We start from the raw sequence: 25,144 nt of genomic DNA, 5'->3' as shown, positions 1-25,144 counted from the left end.
CTATTTTGGCATATTTAATAGAATTAGAAAGGATATTCGTCAGAGCTCGGTTCATTCGCTTAAGATCAACAAAAATGTCAAATAATTAACTTCTATCGAGTCTGACTATTCCACTTTAACTTGAACTTTATCAATTGCATTATACCCATAGCCTTTTCGATTCCAAAAAGGTGTTTTCGGTTGGGTTCTGCCAAAGGTATCGGTTGCCTTCGATAAGATTGTATATTCACCTTTTTCGAGTATGTTCCATTCAAATGACCAGGTAATCCAACTTGAATCTGAACGGTCTGTTGACTGTAAATTTGCAGTTACCCATTGGTGACCCCCATCAAAGCTCAGTTCGACCTTCGTGATCACACCATTACCAGTCCAAGCAATTCCTTCAATCACATGCTTACCTGGTATTTAAAATGTCCATATTTAATGGTTTTTGAATCGTTGAATTAACATTCATCGTCGTGACCGGAAAGGCATTCTGATTATTATTCTTATTTGGATAATAAACATAATCAACCGATTGAAAGGGTCCACTAAAATGCGAATCTGAGACCGTAATTTGATGAATCCATTTCACAGAAGCCATTGCATACCATTTTGGCACAATTATCCGCAATGGATAACCATGTTTAAATGGAATTGGCTGATCATTTAATTCATAGGCAATAATCGTATCATCCTCGAGCGCCTTTTCAATTGGCAGGCTTCGAATGAAAGAATAAGTCCTATCGGTGTCCGTCCGTTTTCCATAATCATATCCTCCAACAATCAGTTCCTTAGCACCATCACCGATCCCTACTCGTTGTAGTATATCTCGTAGCGGTACTCCTTTCCAATTCGCCTGGCTCATCGCTCCCTTTTCCCATTGTTCGCCAAATACTTTAGAAATAAATAAATTTCGTTTATTCCCCGCACATTCAAGTACGGTCTTTACTGTTTTGCTTGGCATTTTTACAATGTCAGCTAAGGTAAAGAGAGTAGGAGATTTGACTAATCCGTTAATTGGTAACCAATAATTTAAATAAGTCAGACTAGGATATGGAAAGTGGTTTCTCCGATAAAATAAGCGATGATCCATCGTATCATTTTTGATGAACTGAATCGGGGTTTCCTGATTTTCAGGATGTAAGCTACGAGTCGTCAAATAGGGCCTCACAGCATCCTGTTTTCGATTGTACATAGAATCCTCCTAATTTTAGCCATCACTCATCAAGTATATGAGAAAGGGGCAGTAATTAGGATGTTTGTGGGAAAAGAAGGACTGAAAATCGGGAATCCTTTGTAAGGAAGATCGCTATTCTATTGGTAAAGAAATGGTTATGACCGTTCCAACATTCACTTTACTTTGAACCTCAATGAATCCATCATGCCCTTCAACGATGTTTTTGACGATACTCATCCCAATCCCGCTGCCATATATAGCTTCATTCGTTCGCTGTTCACGATAAAATAAATCGAAAATCCGTTTCAGATTTTCTTCACTTATGCCAATCCCATTATCTTGAAAAGAAAGAAGGCAGCGCTCGTTTTTCGAATAGGCCCGGCAGCTAATCTCAATATCACGATCTATTTTGGCATATTTAATCGAATTAGAGAGGATATTTGTCAAGGCGCGGTTCATACGCTTTGGATCAACAAAAATTAACGGTAGGTCATCCTCATAATCTGTAGAGATATGAATCTTTCGTTTTGTGGCTGTTTTACAAACCATCTCAATCGATTGGTCAATCAGAAAATCAGCGGGGTACCATTCCTTTTCAAACGGTAATTCTTTGAAATGCAAGGCTGATAGGTCTGATAAATCATTAATCAACTCAACGATCCTGTTGGTTTGAAGCAAAATCAAATCAATATATTCTTTTTGCTTCGTAAAATCTAAATCAAAGCCTTTAATGACCTGTAAAAAGCCCTTTACCTTCGTTAATGGCGTTTTTAGGTCATGAGAGATATGCAAGATCAGTTCCGCTCGTGCCTGCTCCGATTCTTTTAATTGTTCAAGCGTGTGCAATAGCTGTTGATTGCTGTGGGCAAGCTCCTGTGTTCGTTCCGAAACGCGTTCTTCTAACCTATCTGCCCTAGTTTTTAATTCGTTGATTAAACTTTGAATCGTCACACTCATCTCATTAAATGTTGTCGTTAGCTGACCGATTTCATCTTCTGTTTCCACTTCAATTTGCTTTCCGGAGGTTCCGATCGCATTACTACGTAGCATGGATGTTAAATGGTTAACCGGTCTGGTTATTCTGATCGAAACTTTGTAGGTCAAAATAACCAATAATCCACTTGTGAAAATAAGGAAAAGAAGGAGACGATTAATAAATTGCTTTATTTTTAACGAAAGCTGCTCGTTCGCTTCATTAATAATGGGCTGCACGATATCATTCTCAGGGATACTAAAGCTAAGGACCCATTTCGTATTGGGAATTTCCGATGATAGTAGGTAACTGTGTTCACCGTTAGCATCTGTCCAAACTTGATTGAAATTTTTTTTAGTTTTGTTTAGATTGGAGATTTCTAATGTGGATTGATTGTTAAATTTTTTCTTGAATTTATCCTCATTTCCAGCTAACAAATCACCATTTTGTTCCAATATAAAGGCAAAAGCATTCGGCTCTTTAAAGGTAAGGTTATTAATTCGCGAGGTAATCCTTTTGATCGGGAAATCTGCACCAATTACACCACGAAAGGTGCCATCTGGTAAATAGACAGGAGCTAATGCAGTTATGACCCAGCCCCATTGGGTGATATCCTGATATTTGTTTGTCCATTGAACCGTCTTTTGAGGGTTGTGGACTTCATCTGCCTTATAGTAAAATTCATGCTCCTGGACAAGAATATCGGGGGGCAATTTATTGCTTGCTACTTCAAATGGAGCATTAATTTCCGGATAGGAGATCCAGGCTGACTCGGATAGAATAAAAAAAACGGCTTTTAACGTATTTTCATTTTTAACGGTTTGTTTTAATAAAGGCTCTAATAATTTTGCTCGTTGTAAATCCTTATAAAGTGATGCTTCCTTAATAGTTGAACGGGCACTGACAAAAATATTGGCGCTATCGTCCTTTAGTGTGGTAGGCTCCCAATAATACCCCATCGGATCTTTCACTAGCTGTAGTTCTGGAGGCGATAAAAAAGGGGTAGTTTTTTGAGAATAGATAGATTCGGCTTGTTTTTGCAAAAGAATGAGATTTTGTTCTACTTTTTCCATATCCTTTTGAATCAAGGTTGATTCCATTTCCAGATAGGCGCGCCGCTGATCAAGTGTGGTTTTCACTGTTCTATTAATCTGCTCATTGGTCAGCTGTTTGTAAATGGATCTTACTTCAATGACACTATAGATGCCCAATACTAAAAAGGAACTAAAGGATAATAACAGCATCACCGCTAATATTTTTAAAAATAGAGATCGTTTTATCTGTTTAATCAAGGACAAATTTATAGCCAACTCCTCTAACGGTTAAAATATGTCGCGGATCTAATGGATCTTCTTCAATCTTTTTTCGCAAACTGGAAATATGAACAACTACGGTTCTCTTTTCACTTAGAGTGTCAAAACCCCATATTTTTTCAAGAATTTGTTCTGTTGTTAATACCTGTGATGGGTGTTCGAGGAAGTAAAGCAAGACATCAAATTCCTTTGATGTTAAGTGGATTTGCATCCGATTGCGGAACACCTCTCGGGCCTTCCGATCCACTTTTATTTGATCGAAGACAATATAGCGATTGCTTCGCTCTTTGTTTACTAACAATCGATTCCTCCGTAAGTGGGCTCGAATTCTGGCAATCAACACATCAATATTAAATGGTTTCTCGATATAATCATCGGCGCCTATACTCAATCCGAGTATTTTGTCATTGTCGCTGTTTTTACAGGAGAGAAATAATATCGGATTGCTCGTTTGCAAACGGAGTTTTTTGCATAACTCGAATCCGTCCATATCTGGAAGCATAACATCCAGCAAGATGAGACCTGGAGTTTGTTTTTTGACGATTTCAAGGGCTTCTTCAGCGCAAGAAGATATGGAATAAGGCAGTGCTTCCCGTTCGAAGCACAAGGTTAATAGATTTTGAATATCTCTATCATCTTCCACAATCAAAATGTCTTCCATCCGTTATTCCCCCAATGGCTTCTATTATTATAATAGTAAATTGATTTTTTGGAAAATTCAAACTAAAATTCCCTGATTTAGACGCTTCTTCTCTTCTTTTATCGACATATAGCCCCATAAAATTTAAGAAAATTGTTATAATGTCGTAATATGTAAGAAAATGTAACGCGTAATGTTATGTTAAATATAATTCTAACTCAGTTCCCTTTATTGTCAAACAAATTTGATAAAAACTTTACCTCTGTTTAATGGTGAGGAGAGTTAGAGTTGACAGAAAATTGATAAAATCCAATTATTCTTAACGTTTGAAAAAGGAGGCTTGCTAGGTGAAACATTTCAAATCTGTAAATAAGAAAGGAAAGTATTTAGAGTCGATTATTGACAACAAGAAGGAACCCGAAGCTGAAGGATTAGCTTTCTTGCCGATGGGTTGTACAAGTTTATTTGACCCAGGTTGGGAAACTGATTTTTCAGGCACTGGCCTAGAAGGCTTATGTCAGCCGCATTATCGGGATATTTATGGCTGCTACGGTGATTGTTGGTGGGCAGCACAAGTTCCTGACGGATTAACCAATTATGGATCATGGGCAGATGAATGTCCTGTTGCTGCGAATGACTGGAAAAAGCTGAAATACGTAAAACCTTAAAAGAAGGTGGTGAAATCGTGAAGAAACAGAAATATTTATTTTTTTATTCCTTGTGATGGCAGTCCTATTCATTTCAGCTTGTTCGAATGAGCAGGCATCAAAAGCGGAGAAAGTAAGCAGTAATTACGTCATTAGTGAGCAGGTAGATAAAAGCTGTTTAAGCTGCCACGGCGGCAATGGTCAAAAAGCAGAAAGAATTAGTGACGTACGAAAAACACCAGAGGGCTGGCTTAATACCGTTCAAAGAATGGAAAGAATCCATGGCGTTCAACTTACAGATGAACAGCGTGAGCAAATTATTAAGGATTTAAGTGCTGAACAGGGATTGACTCCTGAGGAAGCAGAATCAGTTCAATACTGGATGGCAAGCAAACCCTCTTATGCTGAACCGTCAACAGAAAGTGAAGCCGTTAATAACAGCTGTATTACCTGTCATGCCGGCGGAAGATTTGAAGCGCAGCGGAGAACAGAGCAGGAATGGGCCAATTTAAAGGACTTCCATCTTGTGATGTATCCATCCATTTATTTAAACAATCGGCACTTAGACTGGCCGAAGGAAGCCGAAGAGGCACTTAAATACTTAGGTAAGGAATATTCATTTGATGAAAAAACCTGGGAAAAGTGGAAGGGTACAAAATATGATGTTTCCAGGTAAATGGAAGGTTGTCGGCTATCAAGCGACAAAGGGCTTTTATATTGGCGAAAGCGAAATGAAACAAGATGGTGCCAAGCTGACTGAGACGAAATCTGTTCAATTTTTAAATAGTGATGAAAAGCTGTCGCAAACTGGTAGCGTTGATATGTTTGGTGGGTTCATGCTCCGTACACAGTATACGAATGACAAAGGTACGAAGCAACGTGGAACTTATAATGCCCTGAAAAACGGCACAATCATTGAGGGCGATTGGTCTGAAGTTACCAATTTAGGAATTAGCGCAGAGGAAACATACTATAAGGTCCAATCAAAACGCCCAGAAATTATCCTTGTAGCTGGAAAAGAAGTGAAGAAAGGTACAACAGCAGAGCTACAGATATATGGGATGAATCTGTCAAAATTGACCACCAACGATATCACGCTTCCTGGAAGGAATGGTTGTAAAGAGCGTGAAGCCAGAATCTGCTGAAAAGGTGCTTCTGACGATTGAAGTGAGTGATAATGTGAAGCTTGGACAAGCCGATTTAAAACTCAAGAGTGGTGTTGTTCATGACAAGTTAACGGTGTATCAGAACGTCGATTATATTAAAGTCGATCCGCCATATGGTGTAGCGAGAATGGGCGATGTTGCTACAATGCAAAAGGTAAGCACACAGTATACGGCTTATGCCTATAGCAATGGTCCCGATGGTAAAAAGGACACAAAGGACGACTTAAAATTAATGCCGGTTAAAGCTACTTGGACAGTGCTGCCTTATCCGGAAAATGAAAGTGCAGATTATCTGAAGTTTATTGGAAGTATTAGTGAAAATGGTTTATTCACGCCATTAGGTGAAGGGGTTAATGCGGAAAGAGAATATACACAGGAAAACGCAGGTGCAGCGACGATTCATGCGAAGGCAACGATTGACGGTGCAATCTTTGAAGCTACCTCCCACCATATCTCGACAGTGCCAGACTATGTTAACAACATTCATTAAGATGAGAGGAGCCGACAGCAATGCGCTTAACGAATATTCTTTCCTTTGAATCCAATCAAAAGCATTATTTGTATCATGGGCTTACCTGGTAACATCCTCAATCTTGATCAAGAAGCTGTTGATTTTATTCAGTTTTTCAAAAACAACGGGGTTCGAGAAGGGGACTCGTATCATTTACAGGATGATAACCTAATCGGAGAAGTACAGCAAAACTATGAATCTCTAGTGCAAGAGTTAGCTGAGCTAGAAATTTTGGCGCTAGATTCAGAGAATCAACGTAAACGATTTTCAAACTCTCCGCCTGCTCCGAAAAATACAGAAAAAATGCCAGTGAAAACCCTTGTTCTCCATCTCGTTAATGAATGCAATCTGCGCTGTACCTATTGCTATGCGGATGGTGGTGAATACGGTGCACCAAAGAAGTACATGTCAGAAGCAACGGCCAAACAGGCGGTCGATTATCTATTAGAGCACAGCTATCAGGAAGATTCTGTGACGATTGTTTTGTTTGGAGGGGAACCATTTATCAATTGGAAAGTACTGAAATATGTGGTCGAATATAGCGCAGAGGAAGGCAAGAAAAAGGGAAACAAGTTAACTATTCCCTAACTACCAATGGAACTCTTTTATCAAAAGAAAAGATTGATTTCTTGAATCAATATGGAATCGGCGTTTCCATCAGCATGGATGGATCCGAAGAGATTCATAACAAGAACCGACCGTTTGAAGGTGGCCAAGGCTCGTTTGAACTAGTCAAAAGAAATGCCACTCGCTTAATGGAAAGTGAACGCACTGCACCAGTCGGAACGCGGGTAACGCTGGCGAAAGAATTTGAAGATATTGGTGCATCGCTTGAGCGACTACTTCGGTTAGGGTTTTCTGAAGTCGGTTTTGCTCCAGTTTCGGAATCAGATATGAATCTTCAGTTGAACGAAGCTGACTTAAACAAGATGCTGAAGCAGTTTGATGAGATTTCCGATATTTATGTGGAGCATGCGCTGAAAAATGAGTATCTAGGTTTCTCAAATCTAACGAATCTATTAAAAGAGCTGCACAATGGGGAAAACAAATCCTATGGTTGCGGCGCAGGATTGGGCTTCTTTGCTGTAAGTCCTGACGGTGGTCTGTATTTGTGCCACCGCTTTAATGAAGATGAGCGCTTTAAAATGGGCAATATCTATGATGGATTGGATCGCAACAAGCAAAAACAGCTACTGGAAGAACTGCATGTCGACAACAAACAAAGCTGTCGATCCTGTTCTTTAAAAAATATTTGTACTGGCGGCTGCTATTATGAAGCATTGGAACGACACGGTGATCACCGCAAGCCAAACATGCATTACTGCAATTGGATGCATGAGTGGACGACGATTGGTCTAAAGGCGTTCGTTCGCATTAATGAGGAGAATCCACACTTCATCAATGTGATTGCCGGTGACAAAGGAGGGTGTACGGTCAGTTGAGCAGGCTAAAAAAAATACCATTTATTTTCTTACTTATTGTTTTAATCAGCTTTTCTACCATCCATGTTTTTGCAGCTGAGGAGAAGTCCTATACTGAAAGAGCTATTGTATCCGGTTATGGACAAGTGATCGTGGTTGATCCAGCTGTACCAGAGGTTGTGGCTAGTATTAAAGTGGATGGACCAGTTCGCGATATGAGCTTTACAAAGGATGGCAAAAAGGGAATCGTCAACGCAAATGACCGTAAGTCCATTTATGTGATTGATACGGTTAATAACAAAGTCATCGATAAAATCACCTTAACAGCAAGAACGGATAAAGGCTTGCTCGATCGCCGGATTTTGGGGGCAACGATTTCTCCTGATGGTTCGAAAGCCTATGTATTTGTTACTCAAGGCGAAAAACGGATCAATATCTTCAAATCGCATCCGTCGAAATTACTGGAAATTGACCTTAAAACAAAAGAAGTAACCAGAGATCTTAAAGCCCCTTATGGAATACAGGCACTTCAATTTAAAGAAGGAGATCCGAACGCAGTGTTTGTTTGGGGATATGATCTTTATAAACTAGACCTTAAAAAATGGGAGCTTTCGTTGAAACAAGGAATAAAGAATGCGGAAAATCCTGAAAAAGACGGGATTGGTGGATTCCTACTCCTTTTCCCACGCGGGGAAGAAAACGGATTTAATTCCTTCCCGATTATTAAGTCTTATCCAGATGGTAGAGTAACAGAAGGTCTAATGTGGATGAATATGAAAACGGAAGAAATCAAGTCAGTTGCATTTGATCGTGAGCCAATTGGGATGTTTTCAGCTGTTGTCGATAAGCAAGAAAAGTATGGCTATGCCATTCTTAATCATTGGTATAAGGTCGAGTTGGCTACTGGTAAAGTTGTTAAGGATTCGAAGCCACCAACTGGAAGTATTTATGGCTTAAACACCAGTTTGGATGAAACAAAGCTTTATTTGGGTGCTGGTGGGAATGACTTTATTGTTGCAGACCGTGATTTGAATGTTGAAAAAATCATAAAGCTGCCAACCGATGGAATGGATGTACGCGTCGTCAAAATTCAAAAATAGGCGGGTAGGGGGAGCTTTTCCCTACCTGTTTTTTTAAAAGCAAGAGTCTCATAAAATTCTTAAGAAATGAGGTGGTTTGTATGGCAGAGTTCGCCGTTGCGGTGCAGTCATTGAAGGAGTTAACGAACATCGAGAAACCTTGGCTCGCCTATGGAAAGCTGAATCCGATTGAAGCAGAAATGCAGAAGCAATTTTTTGACGAGTGGGAACAGGTCTTTTCGAACAAGTCCGCACCAACACGTATATATTTTGGTTCGGAATTTTGCCAGTATCGTTTAATGCCATTGGCCACGGTTAAGAAGGCATTAGAGTATTGTTGGGAAAATGGCTATGATTTTACTTTCGCCACACCGTATGTTCATGAGCCAAAATACTCGCACCTGCTAGAAATTCTCTCTTATTTGAATGAAACGTCAAAGGAGACAGGAAAAGCAATCGAAATATGTGTCAATGATTGGGGTGTATATCACACCGTGCAAAAAAAGTTTCCCCACTTACAGATTGCGATTGGTCGTTTGCTTAATAAAAATATTCGCGATCCCCGAATAGCCGGCGACTATAATGCCGACAAGGCCCCGGAAAAGGGTAAACAGTACTTTAAACAGACAGGCCTGTTATCAGAATGGTTTACGACCTATTTGGAAAATGGCGATGTTAAGTCAATTGAATTTGATGAATTAATCCAAGGCTCCGAATTTCATGGTGGAGAAAATGAAAACTATTCGTTAGCATTCCATTATCCGTTCGGGGTAACAGCGAGTGGCAGTGCGTGCATGGTCGGTTTTATGAATTGCGACAAAAAGGACAAGTTTCGTGGCGAACCACATTGTAAGCAGCAATGTCAACATTATGTGTTTGAATTAAAGCATCGCAATATCCCTGGAAATGAACACAGGCATGTATCAAAAGGGAAATACCGCCTTTTATGCTCATAACCGCACCATGCTACAACGGAGCCTACGAAAAATTAAGGAAATCGCCAATGCCAGGATTGTCTACAGTCTGCGCATTCCAGTTTAAGCAAACATGTGAAAGGGGAAGAAAGAGATGAACATTTTACAGCCATTAGGTTCATTGGAAGAGGTGGAAATGCTAGCGGAAAACGGGGCCAATGAATTTTATTGTGGTATCACACCGACAGAATGGATTGACCGCTATTCACCGGGCGTCTGGCTGAATCGGCGCAATCCATATGCCGGCATCGCCTCGTTTCGTGAATTAAAGCAAACGGTCGAACGGGCCCATTCCTACCAAATCCCTGTCTTCATTACCTTAAATGCTCCTTATTATATCGATGACCAATACCCATTGCTATTAGATCTAGTTAAATACTGTACCGAGGAGATCGGCGTCGATGCCTTCATTGTTAGTGATATCGGTCTGATGATGGCAATCAAGCACCACATCCCGACATCTAAGCTTCATGTCAGCAGTTTGGCGGCATCGATGAACACCGGTAGCATAGACCTTTACAAAGAAATCGGCGTGGACCGCATCGTTTTGCCAAGGTCGGTTCAGCTTAATGAAATCGCCACATTAAAGCAAGCAGCGGGAGATATTGAAATTGAAGTGTTCTTGCTCAATGACGGCTGTGTTTATGAAGAAAGCTTTTGTATGACCACCCATAATCGTGTGAGCGCCTTTTGTTCGCAAGTTCAATGGGACTATCATTCGATTTCGGCCGATGGAAATAAGGGTTTTAGCGAGAAAGAAAAGGGCAAGCTTGAGGAACAAATCCAGGATTATCGGGATTATGTGTGGTTTGTTAATGATTGCGGCGGTAAAATTGCCGAAAATGGCTTGCCGTTAGGACCGTGTGGCTTATGCGCCCTACCACGGTTAAAGGAAGCAGGAGTTGATTCGCTAAAAATTGTCGGACGCGAAGGCGCACCATATCGAAAACTAGCGAGCCTGCAAATGGTCAAGGCTGTCATTGATAAAATGAATGTGGAATCAGACCCTGCCAAAGTAATTGAAACGTGTAAAAAAATCCGTAATCATCCTGAAGCCTGTGGAACAGGGTTAATGTGCTATTACGTATGAATGAAATTTTAACTAGATTTATTCGTCCCTATTGGCTGAGGCTGTCACTCGTTTTGGTGTTGAGTATTGTTGGTTCGGTATTATTTATTCTTCAACCCCTTGTTGGAAAAATGATGATTGATGAGGTGTTTATCCGCAGGAGTGTATCCTTTGAAAAGGTGCTATTCATCTCCATCCTATTACTTCTACTAACATACATCATTTCTGCCATCAACCGCTTTATCTATATGAAAACAAGCTTGCAAATGACGGTTGATATGAGAATGACCTTTTACAAGCAAATTCTCAAGCTTCCTTTACAAGTATTGGCAAAAAGAAGAATAGGAGATTTAACCACTCGTCTTAACGAGGATATTGGAGAAATTCAACGATTATATACCGATAGTGTTTTACAGCTAATCAATCTTTGTTTGACTTTATTGTTTAGTATGATTGTACTGATGAAAATAGATTGGTTCATGACTCTTTTATGCTCCATACTGCTGCCAATTTTACTTTGGGTAACCCATACATTCCGAAATCTTTTATACATTGGGAATATGCAGGCAAAAGAAATAGGCGCTATGATCCAAAGTTTTTTGTATGAATCACTGTCTTCACAGAAGTTTATTCGAGCAGGTAGTCTGTACACATTGGTAGAAAAGAAATACCATGCCCATCTTGAAAAAATGAACAAACAGACGATTAAACTAGCCATTATTAATACAAGTGCACAAGGGGCGCCGCAAATACTCGTTTGGCTTTCTACGTTAATGCTAATCTGGTTTTTAGGAAACAAGGTGTTAGAGGGTACATTAACTCTTGGTTCACTATTAGCTTTTACAGCTTATCAAGCAAATTTATTCAGTTCTGTCCAAGGGTTGGCGCAGCTCTATACAAAATTACAGTCTGGCAAGGCAGCCGTGAGCCGTATTAAAGAATTTTTCCATTATTCAATTGAACAGGATGGACACGAGGAACTAGCAATCTTTCATTCTTCGATTGAGTTTAATGGTGTTGATTTTTCCTATGATGGCCATCAATCAATACTGAAAGATATCACGTTTACGATCAGCAAAGGTGAGAAACTTGCGATTATCGGTGAGAGTGGATCAGGAAAAAGCACGATTGTTGATTTGCTAGCAAGAATATATAGACCGTCAAAAGGGATGATTACCTGTGATGGAGTTGATATTCAGTCCGTGAAAAAGGCAAGCTGGCATCAGCAAATTTGCCTAATATCTTGTGATGATCCGATTTGGTCAGGGTCGATTGCTGATTTTCTGCGGACAGGAAATAGAGAAGCTACCGAAAATCAGATAGAAAAGTTGCTCAACGACATGGGCTTTTGGGATGATGAAAAATTACTTGCTGGAGGGCTGTATGTTTATCTTAGTGAACAGGGTCGGAATCTGTCAGCTGGTCAAAAACAACGTCTTCAGCTTGTAAGAGCATTGCTCCAAAATCCGGAGATTCTAATCCTCGATGAGGCGACAAGCCATCTCGACACAGAATCCGAACAGAAAATCTTTTCGGTTTTGCAAGAAAAAATGAAAAACAAAACGGTCATCGTCATTACTCACCGCATGCAAAACATAGATTGGGTCGACCGTTCGATCCTGATTGAACAAGGACAGATGGCGAGGACAAAGGAGATGAATTGGGATGGAAGGCTGGCGTGAGTGTCATACGGACAAAGATCTTGGAAAGGGTAAAGGGATCAAAATTGCCGTTATTGATAGCGGAATTAATACCTGGCATCCACACATTCAAAATGTTGTCGGGGGCATCGCCTTATCCGTTAACGAAGAAGGCAGAATAGAACTTAACGATGATATTACGGATCGCTTAGGGCATGGAACAGCGGTGGCAGGTATTTTATCTGATCAAGTTCCTGAAGCGGAAATCTATGCTGTCAAAGTGTTTGATGAAAATTTATTCACTCATGCGGAGGTGCTGTGTGCCGCCATTGAATGGTGTATGTTCAATGAGATCCATATTATCAATTTAAGCTTAAGCTTAAAAAAGGACGTCGCAGCGTTTCGGGAAATTTGTGACGAAGCGGAAAAAGAGGGCATCGTCCTCGTTTCCTCCTGTGATCGAAATAGAGGGTTGATGTGGCCAGGAAGCTATCAATCCGTATTTGGTGTAGAGCGGGGAGCACACGCTCGATATAATCTATGCTACTACAACCCTAATGAGGAAATTTCCTTCCAAGCTTATGGGCTGCCCCGTGAGCTTGAAGGCCCCATGCAAAAATATAACCTTAACGGCCACAGCTTTGCGGCTGCCTATGTCACCTCGTATCTAGCCAAACTTATCGAGCATGGAAGGTTGGCGGAAATAAGAGGAGAAGAAAAGAGCCCAGTCTCTAATCAAAGCATGGTTGTTGAACGGACATAGAGGCCCCTATTTTGATAAAATACGATTTTTCTTGACTTATGAGGACATATGATACCTTATTCATATAAAAACCAATGAATTATGCCAATTTATCATTAAATAACGAACCTCTTGTCCGTAAAGTCTATCAATACAACATGTTTTGTGAGAATAAAGGAACAGATGTCCGCCATCCCAATCATAAAACATATTATAAGAGTGATCCCTCGCGCTGAAGTGAGGGATCTTTCTTTTAAGAGCTAAAACTATTGACTTTTAAATGTTTAGTCGTTAAATTTATCATTACGCTTTTATACATATTTTTCAAACATGTTTATATCAAAATAGTAATATTAGAATCAATTTAGAGTAGCGTAATCATCAAAGAATAGAGGGATTTTCATGAAGGAAGCCATTTCAGGAGTTGCTAAACATCCATACAGTCATCGTCAATATTTGGTGCTTTCGGTTCCTCTTATCATATCAGGTCTATCAACCCCATTATTAGGGGCAGTAGATACGGCAGTAATGGGGCAATTGCCTAATCCTGCCTATATTGGCGGTGTTGCGATCGGAACTTTGATTTTCAACTATTTATATTGGCTACTAGGATTTCTGCGCTATAGTACGTCAGGTTTTACTGCTCAAGCTCAGGGTGCAAATAATCAGACTGAAGTACTCATGTCTTTATTGCGACCGATGGGTTTAGCGATTATTTTTGGAGCCTTATTCATCGTTTTACAGGTCCCGATTAAACAACTTGCGATTCTTTTTTGGAGCCAAGTGCAGCAGTGGAGAAACAAGCTATTCAATATTTTGATATCCGAATCTGGGGAGCGCCATTAACATTGCTCAATTACGTTATTTTAGGATGGCTAATTGGTATGTCAAAGGTAAGACTTTCTCTGTTTGTACAGCTTTTTATGAATATAACAAACATCATTCTCGATCTTATATTTGTAAAAGTATTTCTAATGGGAACCGTGGGTGTAGCAACTGCAAGCTTGATTGCTGAATTTAGCGGATTCCTGATTGGTTTAATCATTCTGGGCATGAATAAGCAGTTAAAGGGTATCCGCTGGAATTGGTCACTATTTTTTCATAAAGCCTCAATCACGAAAATGCTTTATATGAATGGCGATCTCTTTATGCGAACGCTCTTCTTACTTTCTGTGTTCGGCTTATTTACTGCAAAAGGGACAGCTATGGGTGAGCAGTTTTTGGCTGCAAATGCGATCTTAATGCAAATTCAATTCATTATCTCTTATATCTTAGGTGGCTTTGCGAATGCAAGTAGTATTTTGGTAGGAAGAGCAATCGGAGAGAGAAATATAATCCTTTATAACCACACGATTAAACTGACAGCGATATGGTCAAGTACCGTTTCACTGTTGCTTGCAGTGGTGTTATTTGTGGCTGGGGATGAAATCATTACCTGGTTCACTACCAATCTGGAAATACAGGAGACTTCTACTGAATATTTGCCATGGCTTATTATTTTTCCACTGGTTGGCTTTTGGGGTTTACAACTAAACGGTATTTTTACTGGTGCTACAGCAGCAAAACAGATTCGAAATTCTATGATTTTATCCTTTTTAATTTTTATCCTTACACTATGGCTATTTGTTCCGCTTTGGAAAAATCATGGGCTCTGGTTCGCATTTATCTTATTCACTTTAGCTCGTTCACTATTTTTGGGGAGATCTCTTCCTGCCTTAAGACGAACAGTATACTAAATGAGTTGAGAAGAGGGGACTCTGCTCTGCTCGATTGTGCGTATCTAATAAACGAAAAACCATGGGGGGTTCCCATGGTTTTTTGTTTGAATAAAAAACATAAAATGGATCCTCCAATCAAATTTCTTGACATAGATTCATAATGTTGTTGACAGAAATACTATCATACTATTATAGTTGTGATAATGATTATCATTATTATTATTTTAGGCGAGAAAGGAATTACTACATCATGTTTATTTTAAAAAGGAAGATGATTTTACTTTTAGTCATAAGCTTACTTATGTCTAGCTTTCTCTTAGGATGTACTAACAAGGAGACTGAATCAACATCGAAAGAAGAAACAAAACAAACAGAAAAATCGATTACGGTTTCTTGGCCAAGGGATATTGGCACGATGAACCCTCATGTTTATAATCCTTCGCAATTATTTGCGCAATCAATGATATATGAGCCACTGATCAGTTACAAGGAAGGCGGAAAGCTTGAGCCGCATCTTGCTGAATCTTGGACGATTTCGGAAGACGGAAAAGAGTATACGTTTAAGCTACGTGAAAATGTGAAATTTTCTGATGGCACACCATTTAACGCTGCTGTTGTAAAAAAGAACTTTGACTCTGTAATGAAAAATTCAAATTTACATAGCTGGCTTGGTGTTATCAATGTTCTTGAGAAGACCGAGGTAGTAGACGATCTAACATTTAAAATGACTTTGAAGGAACCTTATTATCCAGCATTGCAGGATTTGTCGCTTGTGCGACCTGTTCGTTTCTTGGGGGAGGCTGGTTTCCCAGATGATGGAGATACCTCTAAGGGAATAAAAAAGCCAGTTGGGACCGGACCTTGGATGTTGGCTGATTATAAGAAAGACGAATATGCCGTGTTTACCCGCAACCCTAATTACTGGGGTGAGAGCCCAAAGATTGATAAAGTAACGGTAAAGATTATCCCGGACGCAGAAACGCGCGTTATGGCTTTTGAAAAAGGTGAACTGGATTTAATCTACGGAGAAGGCGTTATCAGTATGGATTCCTTTAATCAATTAAAAGAATCTGATAAATACGTAACCGACCTGTCCGAGCCCGTTGGAACGAGAAGTTTGTTGTTAAATACAACGAATGAAAAGCTAGCAGATTTGCGAGTCCGTTTAGCTCTGCAATATGGATTTAACAAAAATGCGATGGTGGAAGGGATTACACTTGGATTAGAGGAGAAAGCAGACAATATTTTATCCAAAAACTTCCCTTATACCGATATTGATGTCGATTCAATTAACTACAATGTGAAGAAAGCAAAGTCTTATCTCGAAGAGGCAGGTTGGAAGCTTCCTTCTGGAAAAACAGTTCGAGAGAAGAATGGCCAACCACTTGAACTGGAATTAATCTATGACAAAACAGACCCAATCCAAAAAGCAATGGCGGAAACCATGCAGGCAGAATGGGCTGCAATTGGTGTCAAACTAAACATTACGGGTGTTGAATTGACAGTTCAAATTCAACGTCGTAAAGCAGGTGATTTTGACATTGATTTTTGGTACAACTATGGGGCACCTTATGATCCACATTCCTTTATCAATGTTGTAGCTAAAAAAGGATGGGGTGTTTCAGAAGCCCATTCCAGCTTGTCCATGAAACCAGAGTTGGATCAGCAAGTAAAGGATGCGCTTGCCTCTACGGATGAGAAAGAGCGCCAAAAGCTTTATAGTTCTATTTTGAACACTCTCCAGGAACAGTCGGTTATAGTACCAATTTCTTATATCAAGAAAACCGTTGTTTACCAGAAAAACGTAAAAGAGTTCATCTTTCCAGCCAATCGTGATGAACATCCTTTTAACGGGATTGAAATCAGTCAGTAAAACGCAAGGAGGCAATTCATGTTTAGTTATATCGCAAAGCGGATTCTCGCGATCATTCCTATTGTTCTCTTTGCTATTTTCATCATGTTCTTACTGATCCGTTTATCACCTGGTTGACCTGGCTGAAGCGTATTTGACTGCGGCCCATATTCATCCAACAGAGGAGATTTTGGCTGAGAAAAGACATGAATTTGGGTTAGACCAACCTTTGATAATACAATATTTTGAAACAGTTAAGAAGATTTGCCGACTAGATTTCGGCAAATCTTATCTTACGAATGAGCCAGTTTGGGAAGAAGTTACAACCAGAATACCTGCAACGCTCCAACTTGCATTTAGCAGTATTTTGCTTGCCCTCCTTGTTAGTATCCCGTTAGGATTTTTGTCAGCAATATACAAAAATAATCTGATTGATACTTTTAGTAGGTTCCTCTCATTTTTTGGTGCTTCTATTCCACAATTTTGGCTTGGCTACTTATTGATTTTCTTCTTTTCTGTCAAATTAGACATGTTTCCAGTTGAGGGAAGAGGGTCGTGGGAGCATCTTGTGCTTCCAAGTGTAACGTTGTCCTTAGCACTAATCGCGATTTATACACGTTTGCTGCGAGCGAGTGTGCTAGAACAACTGCAGGAGTTTTATGTGTTATACGCCAGAACGCGGGGCATTAATGAAAAATTGATTATGGTGAAATATGTGTTGAAAATTGCTATTTCACCAGTCATTACAGGTCTAGGGATGAATTTGGGGAAATTGCTCACCGGAACAATTATCGTGGAGCAAGTATTTTCCTGGCCAGGATTCGGACGTTATTTTGTCGAGGCAATTTTTAATCGTGACATTCCTGTTATCCAATGCTATGTGATTCTAGCTGCATGTCTATTCATTGTATGCAATCTTATCGTCGATCTCATTCAGTTGTATATGGATCCCCGCATTTCTTGGAAAGGAAGGACTGAATCTTGATTTCGAGTATACGGATGTTCATCAAAAGTCAGAAGACCGTGACCGTATGCTCGGTCATTTTATTACTTTTATTCCTTGTAACGATTTTTGCACCTTGGATTGCTCCACATGATCCGGTTCAAGTCAATTTAGCGCTCAAGCTACGTCCTCCATCGTTCGATTATCCTTTTGGGACTGACCATTTGGGTCGGTGCAATCTGTCACGTATTCTATTTGGTGCCCGTGTTTCCTTAGGTTTTGCAACCTTAATTTTTATTTCCTCGCTAGGAATTGGTTTGTTGGTCGGAACGATTGCGGGGTACAGAGGTGGCTGGATTGATATTTTATTAATGCGGTTCTGTGAGGGTGTCATGGCGTTTCCGAATCTGGTACTCGTTCTTGGTATTGTCGGATTATTAGGTCCAGGACTGTGGCAAGTCGTTTTGGCGTTAATGATGGTTCAATGGGTGTATTATGCCCGAATGTTCCGAAGTTTGGTTGTCAGTATGAAGGAGCAAAATTTCATTACGGCAGCCCGGATTAGCGGATCATCACCATGGAAAATTATTAGGTTGCATATGATCCCAAATGTACTACCACCGATTATCGTGATGGGGACACTTGAAATGGGATGGGCAATCATGGATATTTCCGCGTTGTCATTCTTGGGGCTAGGCATACAGCCCCCAACTCCAGAATGGGGGGCAATGATTCATGAAGGGAAATCGTATATACGAAGCCATCCAGAATTAATGCTTTATCCAGGTCTGATGATTTTGCTCGTTGTGATGACCTTTAATATTTTGGGGGAATCTTTGTCGGATCGGTTTAGTGTAAAACGACGTTTTTAAAAAGGACTGAGAGTGTTGAGTGAAAACCATCGCAATGTTTTGCAGGTGAGCGGCCTGAATGTCAAGGTAAAATCAAAGCAAGGGATGCTTCCGCTCATTCAGGATATCCATTTTGAAATAAAACCAGGAGAAGTGCTTGGTCTTGTAGGAGAGAGCGGTAGCGGGAAAACCATTACCTGTATGACCCTACTGCAGCTTTTAGATCAGAAAACAACAGCCGTCGAAGGAAGCATCAAACTACATGGTCGTGAGCTAAATGGATTAAGACCAAAGGAAATGCGGGGCATACGTGGGAAAGAAATCGGCTTCATTATGCAAAATCCAATGAATGCCTTCTCTCCTGTCTATACGATTGGGAATCAATTTATCGAAACGATTCGCACCCATACAGCCCTAACGAAAAAACAAGCAATCGAGCTTGCAATATCCTCAATGGATGCTGTCAATCTGCCGGAGCCATCTAAACTAATGCGCTGGTATCCTTTTCAACTTAGTGGAGGAATGCTGCAGAGGGTAATGATTGCCATATCTATGTGCTTGCGCCCGTCCGTCGTTATTGCAGACGAGCCAACAACAGCACTCGACGTAACGAACCAGTTAGAAGTGCTGAGACAGTTAGACCAACTTCGAACCGAATGTGGGACATCGATCCTGTTGATTTCGCATGATTTAGGAGTCATTTCGGAGCTTGCTGACAAAGTAGCTGTAATGCACAAGGGGCGGATCGTTGAACAAGCAGATGTCTTCCAACTGTTTGATCGACCGAAGCATGAGTATACGAAAAAATTGTTACATGCTAGACCAACTTTACCATTGGACGAACAACTAAAGCAGTTAATTTTATAAATTGGAAGCTACGTAAACTATTTTTTGATAAAAGGGGGGAGCTTATGAGTTTACTGCAAGTAGAGGAAGTTACCCATACCTATGGCGCATCCCGTTTGTTTTGGCGTTCGAATCAGCAACCCCCGATTCTTTCTAATGTTTCCCTTTCGATAGAACCTGGTATGTGTTTGGGACTTCTTGGAACAAGCGGAGCTGGAAAAAGTACGTTGGGCAAGGTTATCCTTGGATTGGAAAAACCACAAAAGGGCAGGGTGATGTTTCAAGGTCAAGATCTTTACTCGATGGATTCACACGCTCGCAAACAGATTCGACGGGATCTTCAAGTCGTATTTCAAGATTGCTACTCATCGGTAAATCCTAGGCTGACAGCGGAACAAATCATCGGGGAACCGTTAGAAAACTACGAGAGACTGTCCGACCTAGAGCAAAAAAGAACGATTGCTGGTTTACTAGAGATGGTCGGGCTAACCTCAGACGATATGAAGAAATATCCTCGGCAATTCAGCGGCGGTCAGTTGCAAAGAATCAATATTGCACGAGCAATCGCCTTAAAACCAAAGCTGATTGTATTGGATGAGTCTGTAAGTAGTTTGGATATGGTAAATCAGACGCATATCTTGGACTTATTAAGGGAGTTAAAGTCGGAGTTTGGCCTTTCGTATCTATTTATTACGCATGATATTAAAGCAGCTTACTCCATTTCTGATTCACTAGCTGTGATGGAGAAAGGGGAACTGGTTGAGCTATGCCATGATAAAAATCAGGTGTTTTCATCCGATCACCCTGCTGTAAAGAAACTGATATCTTCCATTCTTTCCGAACATCCACGCTACCTGGTCGATTGCATCGGGACGGAATCAAGTAGGGCAGATATATTAATAGGAAGGAAACAGGGGGACGGTCGGTGCGGCCGTCTTCTTTTGTTTATATAAGTTAGGCGCTGCATTCCTAAATACTAGTATACCGGAGCGTTGATTCTCTGTGATTTCTGAAAAGAACGTGCATATATTGATTTTGATGTGCATATTCACAACTAAACGTTCATAATTTTTCAAAGTTGAATCATATAATTCCAGAGTTGTATCATATATTTTTGGACTTTTATCATATATACAATTAAACGTGCATATGAGTCAATTAGCGTGCATATATCAGCCGAATTCCACCCGATTTTTTTAAAAATAAATGTCTTTTCAAAAAAACCTCGGTTTCTTCATAAAATTTTGATATTTCCCTCAATAATAGCTATTATTTCTCCTAAACTAGTCCTATTTTATCAAAATATCTAAAACAAAATGGTAGATTGAAATTTTTTGTAAGGGAATTCATATTAATTCCATTTATTTACATTCAATACCCTTGTAATGCAAGATAGTATGTCTTATACTCAAACTATATCTTGTATTGCAAGGTATTTTCAAGTGCTCATATACCTTGTTTTGCAAGGTATTGAAAGGAGTGGCTTTTATGGCAGATACGACACAAATGTTAAAAGGAATTTTGGACGGTTGTCTTTTAGCCATTATTAAGGATGGAGAGATCTACGGGTACGAACTAGCCGCAAAGCTTACGTCCTATGGGTTTCAGTCCTTCAGTGAGGGGACGATCTACCCATTATTGCTTCGAATGCAAAAGGAAGGATTAGTCAGCACAACCTTAAGAAAATCAACAGCAGGCCCAAAAAGAAAATACTACTCACTTACTGAGAAGGGGGAACAGGAGTTAGTTGATTTCATCCAACGATGGGAACAGCTGAATGGCGCAGTAAACAATGTGCTCGAAAATAAGAGATAAATAAACTATTTGTTTTCTAAAAGGAGTTGGTGAACGATGCTTTCTAAGGAAGCAGAACAATTTTTGGTTGAACTTCGCCTCTATTTAATTTCAAAAGGAAAAAATGATAACGAAATTAATGAGATAACAGAGGAGCTCGAGGATCATTTATTTCAAGCGGAGCAAGACGGTAAAGATATAAAGGAGATCATAGGAGAGAGTCCTAAGCAATATATGAAAAGCATTGGCCATTCGATGAAAACGGATTTCCCGCAAATGTTGCTTTTGCTACCAATGACGATTCTTCTATTGGCTGCTTATTTTAGTATCGGTCCTGCAATTGAGGGTCACTTTTCATTATCAAAAGAAATTCTTATCCTTGCCGTAATAGCTGGAATGCTAGGAGTAGCAATTTATGGCCTATTTTTGTTTAAAGTAATTCCAAAGGTATACCAATCAAAATGGGGTTACTTCCTGCTTTTAGCAACATTTATCATGGTTACAGGTTTAGGTGTAGTTCTACTTTTTTGGTATAAAAAACAAGGGTTTGAGCCTACTTACGTTGCTACACCAGTTCAAAATAACGTCATTGCCATCAGCTGTGCAATCATATTTATTGCATCAGCCCTTTACACAAAAACTTGGATTACGATTCTTATTCCTTTGTTCACATCAATTGGACCACTAGCTAATCGGTTATTGCCAGAGGAAATCAACAAAAATCCAACCTATATTCTATACACCGTTCTCCTATTTTTCGTCATCACAGGATTGATCATTTTCGTATTAATCAGAAAAAGAAAAATAAGGGAAATGAAAGAGAATAATAGTTAAACCGGCAACGATTTTAATAAGAATCCTCATTTAATAATAGGTCATCCTAAAAGGAGGAGGGATGATCTTGCTATTTCGCATTATATGAATGAATGGTATATTGTTAAATCAATAAGAATGCCCCCTAGAGGATTTCCAATTGGGGGCTTTATTCCTTTGAAAACGCTGCTGATGCTGTCTTCAGAGTGCTTATTGTTAAAACAATGACCTTGTCAGGTTAAGAAAGTTGTTTTCTATTATTATTGATCGTCTTCATCACTTTGGTATTCTAAAATATCTCCTGGCTGGCAATCCAAAGCCTTACAAATGGCATCTAAAGTTGATATTCGAATCGCTTTTGCCTTACCATTTTTCAAGATAGAAAGGTTAGCCATTGTGATTCCAACCCTCTCCGAAAGCTCCGTAACACTCATTTTCCTTTTAGCCAACATCACATCTATATTGATAATAATCGCCATTGTTTTCACCTCAGACCGTTAGATCATTTTCAGATTTTATATCAATGGCCTCTTTTAAAAGCCTTTGTAGAACAGCAGCGAATACTGCGATTACCATTGAAGCAAAGATAGGGACCATTCCGACTAAGACGAGACCCGGTGCATCATCTAGATCTGCAACGAGGAAAACAAATGGTTCAATTACCACATACAAACCACTGATTGTCATGGCACAGAATTTGATATTCTTTAGAGCTTTAACAGACAATTCAGAGAAAGCTTGGTTCTTATCAATATGGCTTAAAAGTTTAAAAGCCTGAAATAATGCAATGAAAAACGGTATGACTGATACATACATACCTATGACAATTGGATAGAGTATATGGGCATAATCTGGATTTGCTGGATTTTTTGGTAACCAAAGCAACCCATATATACACAACGCAAGAACTGGGGTTCCAATAAGAAAAACAGCTATCTTTAAAAACAGTGTTGAACCACGTTTCATAAAAAGCACCTCACATAATTATTTTCAATTTGAATTTACCATACGATATATCGTTTTACAATAAATTATTATCATTTTTTATTATATTTTTATTGTTGTGGTGAGTATTTTGTATATTTAACCTGATGGCTGTGTTAAAGAACAATGTTGTTTTTTGAGCAATCTGTTGATTGGAGCGGAAGGTGCGAGACTCCTGCGGGAGAAGGTGACACGGGAGACCCCACAGGCGCTATGGCGCCGAGGAGAACGAAAAGCGGAAGCGGCTTGCCTAGGGGCGACAGGCATTAGCCAATCCGTCAAGAAGGTCGTTCTTTGACCTTCTTGACGGATTGGCTTATGACCCCGAGCCCCTAGCCGCTGCAGCTAGACAGGCTCCCGGACTCCCCCGCGGAAAGCGAGTACCCTGCAGCGGAAATCAACAGACAAATTTAACAAAGCCAATTTAATAAAAAAGAGTCTAAGTTTAAATAATGTTTCGTAAAAAATTCATTTATTAGTAAAATCACACTTGACAGATGCGAATTGTGGTAATAAAATAAAATTAATAATAAAACCAATTAAATTAATCGGAATAATCGAGATTGTTTTTCTCATATAATATTGCAAATGGAAAGTTCCTGATAATAGTAAAAGCCAAAAACATTCGATAATTAAAGGAGTGTTTCACATGAATAATAAAAAAGAAAAAAAACGCCAAAAACTAATTAATAAACTTATATTTTTTAACGTATACAAGGATGATGATAAGCAGCTTTATGAATTACCGCTATTTAAGCTCGAGTCGATCTATAAGGAATTCCAATTACAATATCATCCGCATGGTGAGTTTAGTTCAATAAAATTTATTTAAACAACATCTATCTTTGTACAGAAAAAAGACGAATTCCAGTGCGAATTCGTCTTTGTTATTTTCTTATAGGAGCCCACCATTTTTTATTTAATAATTTCTTGGCTATGAGCATCCATGATATCTTGTCCGTATCCAACGAATAAGGCAAGAAAAAGTACAAGTGCAAGATAGGTTAGTAGAACGATCCATTTTATTTTTGTTTCCGCATTATAGTAGCCTTTCAATCTTGCCAATTCCGATCTGAATTCATTTAGGTTATTGGTCATTTCAGCTTTGAATGAATCCATTAACTCATCAGCATTATAACGGCTTAGCCTATCGACTTTATCTAGTAAAATCTCTTTTTTGTATTTTACGAGTTCTTGTTGTTTCTTAATTTTGCGTTTCTGGAAATAGCCAAGCTTCTCTGTGCTTTTTTCTTCCATTAAGATTTGTTCTAATACCAATTCGTTTTCTTCAAAGGTTCCAGTAACCCCAGATAAATCCTTCTCCAGGAAGGAGATCTTCTCGCTTAAAAGGTCGTGCTGCTTAACTTGCTTTCTTCGATCAAATAGGGCAATTGTACCAAAAATAAGAATCAGAAACATAATCGGGCTCGGATGGAAGTACGTGTATACAGCCATTCCAACAAGACCTAAAACCCAAAGCTTTGGCGATAAAACCCCGACAATTCTTCCGCCATCGAGCGGTGATATGGGTGCAAGATTGAAAAAATTTAGGAAAGCACCCACAAACATTAACACACCCCAAAGCGGTTCATGTGTGAACCAATACAGTGCTGCAAATGGAAGAAAACCTATTGTACCAAGAATTGGACCACCGAAAGCAATGTATGATTCGACCTTGGCATTACGAATGAGTTTTGGATCTACACCGATTACAGCACCCACAAACGGAATGAAAATCGCTGGTTTAACAGGCAGACCTTGTTTCTTCATGGCAACCAGATGCCCCATCTCGTGCATAAACATTAAGTAAACAAAGCCAATTGCAAATTTCCAGCCATAAGCAATAGCGTAAACCCCGATCGAAATAAACATCGAAATTAATGTATTAAATTTAATAAGTTTGGCAAAAACAACAAGGAATTTTAACTTCCCAGCAAATATTGCTAAAAAAGCAAGGAGACCAGCTCCAATACCTTTCTTATTATTCGTTTCCTTAATACTTTCCAACA

27 protein-coding genes and 1 pseudogene are annotated in these 25,144 nt (G+C 39.5%); 21 read left to right on the top strand and 7 right to left on the bottom strand.

What is annotated here, in order from left to right:
- Nucleotides 1-105: 105 nt before the first annotated feature.
- The 4 genes from RGF10_RS14900 to RGF10_RS14885 form a co-directional block, all read right to left on the bottom strand.
- Nucleotides 106-390 (bottom strand): molybdopterin-binding protein, encoded by a 285-nt coding sequence (locus RGF10_RS14900; protein ID WP_318503304.1) that lies wholly within the window; start codon nucleotides 388-390, stop codon nucleotides 106-108.
- A 4-nt stretch (nucleotides 391-394) separates the two neighbouring features.
- Entirely contained in the window at nucleotides 395-1,177 is a 783-nt protein-coding gene (locus RGF10_RS14895; RefSeq protein WP_318503302.1) for a molybdopterin-dependent oxidoreductase, read from the bottom strand.
- Between the two features lie 114 nt (nucleotides 1,178-1,291).
- Nucleotides 1,292-3,430 carry an ATP-binding protein gene (locus RGF10_RS14890; protein ID WP_318503301.1) on the bottom strand — a complete coding sequence of 713 codons (2,139 nt, stop codon included), beginning with the start codon at nucleotides 3,428-3,430 and terminating at the stop codon, nucleotides 1,292-1,294.
- Entirely contained in the window at nucleotides 3,417-4,106 is a 690-nt protein-coding gene (locus tag RGF10_RS14885; RefSeq protein WP_318503299.1) for a response regulator transcription factor, read from the bottom strand. The genes RGF10_RS14890 and RGF10_RS14885 overlap by 14 nt, the downstream gene beginning before the upstream one ends.
- 326 nt (nucleotides 4,107-4,432) lie before the next feature.
- Between RGF10_RS14885 and qhpC the strand changes: the two genes are divergently transcribed.
- From qhpC to RGF10_RS14785, 20 genes and pseudogenes are all read left to right on the top strand, one after another.
- Nucleotides 4,433-4,753, top strand: a complete 321-nt coding sequence (gene qhpC / locus RGF10_RS14880; RefSeq protein WP_318503297.1) for a quinohemoprotein amine dehydrogenase subunit gamma — start codon at nucleotides 4,433-4,435, stop codon at nucleotides 4,751-4,753.
- A gap of 55 nt (nucleotides 4,754-4,808) precedes the next feature.
- Nucleotides 4,809-5,408 (top strand): c-type cytochrome, encoded by a 600-nt coding sequence (locus RGF10_RS14875; RefSeq protein ID WP_318503296.1) that lies wholly within the window; start codon nucleotides 4,809-4,811, stop codon nucleotides 5,406-5,408.
- The gene (locus RGF10_RS14870) at nucleotides 5,392-5,877 is read left to right on the top strand and encodes a hypothetical protein (protein ID WP_318503294.1); all 486 of its coding nucleotides are present in this window, start codon (nucleotides 5,392-5,394) and stop codon (nucleotides 5,875-5,877) included. Before RGF10_RS14875 ends, RGF10_RS14870 begins: the two co-directional genes overlap by 17 nt.
- The gene (locus tag RGF10_RS14865; RefSeq protein WP_318503292.1) at nucleotides 5,843-6,388 is read left to right on the top strand and encodes a hypothetical protein; all 546 of its coding nucleotides are present in this window, start codon (nucleotides 5,843-5,845) and stop codon (nucleotides 6,386-6,388) included. Before RGF10_RS14870 ends, RGF10_RS14865 begins: the two co-directional genes overlap by 35 nt.
- Nucleotides 6,389-6,463: 75 nt before the next feature.
- Nucleotides 6,464-6,997: a 4Fe-4S cluster-binding domain-containing protein gene (locus RGF10_RS14860; protein ID WP_318503287.1), complete on the top strand. Its 534-nt coding sequence runs from the start codon at nucleotides 6,464-6,466 to the stop codon at nucleotides 6,995-6,997.
- 74 nt (nucleotides 6,998-7,071) lie between these two features.
- Nucleotides 7,072-7,851, top strand: coding sequence for an SPASM domain-containing protein (locus RGF10_RS14855; protein ID WP_318503281.1), 780 nt, complete (start codon nucleotides 7,072-7,074; stop codon nucleotides 7,849-7,851).
- The gene (locus RGF10_RS14850) at nucleotides 7,848-8,930 is read left to right on the top strand and encodes a YncE family protein (RefSeq protein WP_318503280.1); all 1,083 of its coding nucleotides are present in this window, start codon (nucleotides 7,848-7,850) and stop codon (nucleotides 8,928-8,930) included. Before RGF10_RS14855 ends, RGF10_RS14850 begins: the two co-directional genes overlap by 4 nt.
- An 80-nt stretch (nucleotides 8,931-9,010) precedes the next feature.
- Nucleotides 9,011-9,865, top strand: a complete 855-nt coding sequence (locus RGF10_RS14845; protein ID WP_318503275.1) for a hypothetical protein — start codon at nucleotides 9,011-9,013, stop codon at nucleotides 9,863-9,865.
- A gap of 112 nt (nucleotides 9,866-9,977) precedes the next feature.
- Nucleotides 9,978-10,973 carry a peptidase U32 family protein gene (locus RGF10_RS14840; protein WP_318503273.1) on the top strand — a complete coding sequence of 332 codons (996 nt, stop codon included), beginning with the start codon at nucleotides 9,978-9,980 and terminating at the stop codon, nucleotides 10,971-10,973.
- On the top strand, nucleotides 10,970-12,634 hold the full coding sequence (locus tag RGF10_RS14835; protein WP_318503271.1) for an ABC transporter ATP-binding protein: 1,665 nt from the start codon (nucleotides 10,970-10,972) through the stop codon (nucleotides 12,632-12,634). Before RGF10_RS14840 ends, RGF10_RS14835 begins: the two co-directional genes overlap by 4 nt.
- Nucleotides 12,618-13,355 carry a S8 family serine peptidase gene (locus RGF10_RS14830; RefSeq protein WP_318503269.1) on the top strand — a complete coding sequence of 246 codons (738 nt, stop codon included), beginning with the start codon at nucleotides 12,618-12,620 and terminating at the stop codon, nucleotides 13,353-13,355. The genes RGF10_RS14835 and RGF10_RS14830 overlap by 17 nt, the downstream gene beginning before the upstream one ends.
- Nucleotides 13,356-13,736: 381 nt before the next feature.
- Nucleotides 13,737-14,180 (top strand): MATE family efflux transporter, encoded by a 444-nt coding sequence (locus RGF10_RS14825; RefSeq protein WP_318503268.1) that lies wholly within the window; start codon nucleotides 13,737-13,739, stop codon nucleotides 14,178-14,180.
- Nucleotides 14,126-15,070, top strand: a complete 945-nt coding sequence (locus RGF10_RS14820; protein ID WP_318503265.1) for an MATE family efflux transporter — start codon at nucleotides 14,126-14,128, stop codon at nucleotides 15,068-15,070. Before RGF10_RS14825 ends, RGF10_RS14820 begins: the two co-directional genes overlap by 55 nt.
- Nucleotides 15,071-15,302: 232 nt before the next feature.
- Complete coding sequence (gene nikA, locus RGF10_RS14815; RefSeq protein WP_318503263.1) at nucleotides 15,303-16,925, top strand: nickel ABC transporter substrate-binding protein; 1,623 nt, start codon at nucleotides 15,303-15,305, stop codon at nucleotides 16,923-16,925.
- A gap of 18 nt (nucleotides 16,926-16,943) precedes the next feature.
- Nucleotides 16,944-17,889: pseudogene (gene nikB, locus RGF10_RS14810) on the top strand (nickel ABC transporter permease subunit NikB).
- On the top strand, nucleotides 17,886-18,719 hold the full coding sequence (gene nikC, locus RGF10_RS14805; protein ID WP_318503261.1) for a nickel ABC transporter permease subunit NikC: 834 nt from the start codon (nucleotides 17,886-17,888) through the stop codon (nucleotides 18,717-18,719). The pseudogene nikB and the gene nikC overlap by 4 nt, the downstream one beginning before the upstream one ends.
- 84 nt (nucleotides 18,720-18,803) lie before the next feature.
- A complete protein-coding gene (gene nikD, locus RGF10_RS14800) occupies nucleotides 18,804-19,565 on the top strand; it encodes a nickel import ATP-binding protein NikD (protein WP_412176736.1) in 762 nt (253 codons plus the stop codon).
- A gap of 44 nt (nucleotides 19,566-19,609) precedes the next feature.
- Complete coding sequence (gene nikE, locus RGF10_RS14795) at nucleotides 19,610-20,497, top strand: nickel import ATP-binding protein NikE (RefSeq protein ID WP_318503252.1); 888 nt, start codon at nucleotides 19,610-19,612, stop codon at nucleotides 20,495-20,497.
- 535 nt (nucleotides 20,498-21,032) lie between these two features.
- A complete protein-coding gene (locus RGF10_RS14790; RefSeq protein WP_318503250.1) occupies nucleotides 21,033-21,359 on the top strand; it encodes a PadR family transcriptional regulator in 327 nt (108 codons plus the stop codon).
- Between the two features lie 36 nt (nucleotides 21,360-21,395).
- Nucleotides 21,396-22,172 carry a DUF1129 family protein gene (locus RGF10_RS14785; protein WP_318503245.1) on the top strand — a complete coding sequence of 259 codons (777 nt, stop codon included), beginning with the start codon at nucleotides 21,396-21,398 and terminating at the stop codon, nucleotides 22,170-22,172.
- 239 nt (nucleotides 22,173-22,411) lie between these two features.
- Here the strand turns inward: RGF10_RS14785 and RGF10_RS14780 are convergent, their stop codons facing one another.
- Both RGF10_RS14780 and RGF10_RS14775 read right to left on the bottom strand, forming a co-directional pair.
- Nucleotides 22,412-22,630 carry a helix-turn-helix domain-containing protein gene (locus RGF10_RS14780; protein WP_318503243.1) on the bottom strand — a complete coding sequence of 73 codons (219 nt, stop codon included), beginning with the start codon at nucleotides 22,628-22,630 and terminating at the stop codon, nucleotides 22,412-22,414.
- Nucleotides 22,631-22,640: 10 nt separating this feature from the next.
- The gene (locus tag RGF10_RS14775) at nucleotides 22,641-23,117 is read right to left on the bottom strand and encodes a DUF2975 domain-containing protein (RefSeq protein WP_318503241.1); all 477 of its coding nucleotides are present in this window, start codon (nucleotides 23,115-23,117) and stop codon (nucleotides 22,641-22,643) included.
- 667 nt (nucleotides 23,118-23,784) lie between these two features.
- Between RGF10_RS14775 and RGF10_RS14770 the strand changes: the two genes are divergently transcribed.
- Nucleotides 23,785-23,967 carry a Fur-regulated basic protein FbpA gene (locus RGF10_RS14770; RefSeq protein WP_318503239.1) on the top strand — a complete coding sequence of 61 codons (183 nt, stop codon included), beginning with the start codon at nucleotides 23,785-23,787 and terminating at the stop codon, nucleotides 23,965-23,967.
- Nucleotides 23,968-24,050: 83 nt separating this feature from the next.
- On the opposite strand, the gene RGF10_RS14765 is transcribed toward RGF10_RS14770, so the two are convergent.
- Nucleotides 24,051-25,142 (bottom strand): site-2 protease family protein, encoded by a 1,092-nt coding sequence (locus RGF10_RS14765; RefSeq protein ID WP_318503238.1) that lies wholly within the window; start codon nucleotides 25,140-25,142, stop codon nucleotides 24,051-24,053.
- Nucleotides 25,143-25,144 lie beyond the last annotated feature (2 nt).

Source organism: Bacillus sp. T3 (assembly GCF_033449965.1).
Lineage (GTDB): Bacteria > Bacillota > Bacilli > Bacillales > Cytobacillaceae > Bacillus_BU.
The sequence above is the reverse complement of the archived record's forward strand: the minus strand, read 5'-3'. Positions and strand labels throughout refer to the sequence as shown.

Bases quoted from the DNA above. Each gene is read 5' to 3' on its own strand.
- nikE (WP_318503252.1), top strand. From the start codon at position 19,610: ATGAGTTTACTGCAAGTAGAGGAAGTTACCCATACCTATGGCGCATCC.
- RGF10_RS14870 (WP_318503294.1), top strand. From the start codon at position 5,392: ATGATGTTTCCAGGTAAATGGAAGGTTGTCGGCTATCAAGCGACAAAG.
- RGF10_RS14830 (WP_318503269.1), top strand. From the start codon at position 12,618: ATGGAAGGCTGGCGTGAGTGTCATACGGACAAAGATCTTGGAAAGGGT.
- RGF10_RS14835 (WP_318503271.1), top strand. From the start codon at position 10,970: ATGAATGAAATTTTAACTAGATTTATTCGTCCCTATTGGCTGAGGCTG.
- RGF10_RS14860 (WP_318503287.1), top strand. From the start codon at position 6,464: ATGGGCTTACCTGGTAACATCCTCAATCTTGATCAAGAAGCTGTTGAT.
- nikA (WP_318503263.1), top strand. From the start codon at position 15,303: ATGTTTATTTTAAAAAGGAAGATGATTTTACTTTTAGTCATAAGCTTA.
- RGF10_RS14885 (WP_318503299.1), bottom strand. From the start codon at position 4,106: ATGGAAGACATTTTGATTGTGGAAGATGATAGAGATATTCAAAATCTA.
- RGF10_RS14785 (WP_318503245.1), top strand. From the start codon at position 21,396: ATGCTTTCTAAGGAAGCAGAACAATTTTTGGTTGAACTTCGCCTCTAT.
- RGF10_RS14825 (WP_318503268.1), top strand. From the start codon at position 13,737: ATGAAGGAAGCCATTTCAGGAGTTGCTAAACATCCATACAGTCATCGT.
- RGF10_RS14775 (WP_318503241.1), bottom strand. From the start codon at position 23,117: ATGAAACGTGGTTCAACACTGTTTTTAAAGATAGCTGTTTTTCTTATT.
- RGF10_RS14895 (WP_318503302.1), bottom strand. From the start codon at position 1,177: ATGTACAATCGAAAACAGGATGCTGTGAGGCCCTATTTGACGACTCGT.
- RGF10_RS14840 (WP_318503273.1), top strand. From the start codon at position 9,978: ATGAACATTTTACAGCCATTAGGTTCATTGGAAGAGGTGGAAATGCTA.
- nikD (WP_412176736.1), top strand. From the start codon at position 18,804: ATGCTTCCGCTCATTCAGGATATCCATTTTGAAATAAAACCAGGAGAA.
- RGF10_RS14790 (WP_318503250.1), top strand. From the start codon at position 21,033: ATGGCAGATACGACACAAATGTTAAAAGGAATTTTGGACGGTTGTCTT.
- RGF10_RS14865 (WP_318503292.1), top strand. From the start codon at position 5,843: ATGGTTGTAAAGAGCGTGAAGCCAGAATCTGCTGAAAAGGTGCTTCTG.
- RGF10_RS14855 (WP_318503281.1), top strand. From the start codon at position 7,072: ATGGATGGATCCGAAGAGATTCATAACAAGAACCGACCGTTTGAAGGT.
- RGF10_RS14770 (WP_318503239.1), top strand. From the start codon at position 23,785: ATGAATAATAAAAAAGAAAAAAAACGCCAAAAACTAATTAATAAACTT.
- RGF10_RS14780 (WP_318503243.1), bottom strand. From the start codon at position 22,630: ATGGCGATTATTATCAATATAGATGTGATGTTGGCTAAAAGGAAAATG.
- RGF10_RS14845 (WP_318503275.1), top strand. From the start codon at position 9,011: ATGGCAGAGTTCGCCGTTGCGGTGCAGTCATTGAAGGAGTTAACGAAC.
- RGF10_RS14875 (WP_318503296.1), top strand. From the start codon at position 4,809: ATGGCAGTCCTATTCATTTCAGCTTGTTCGAATGAGCAGGCATCAAAA.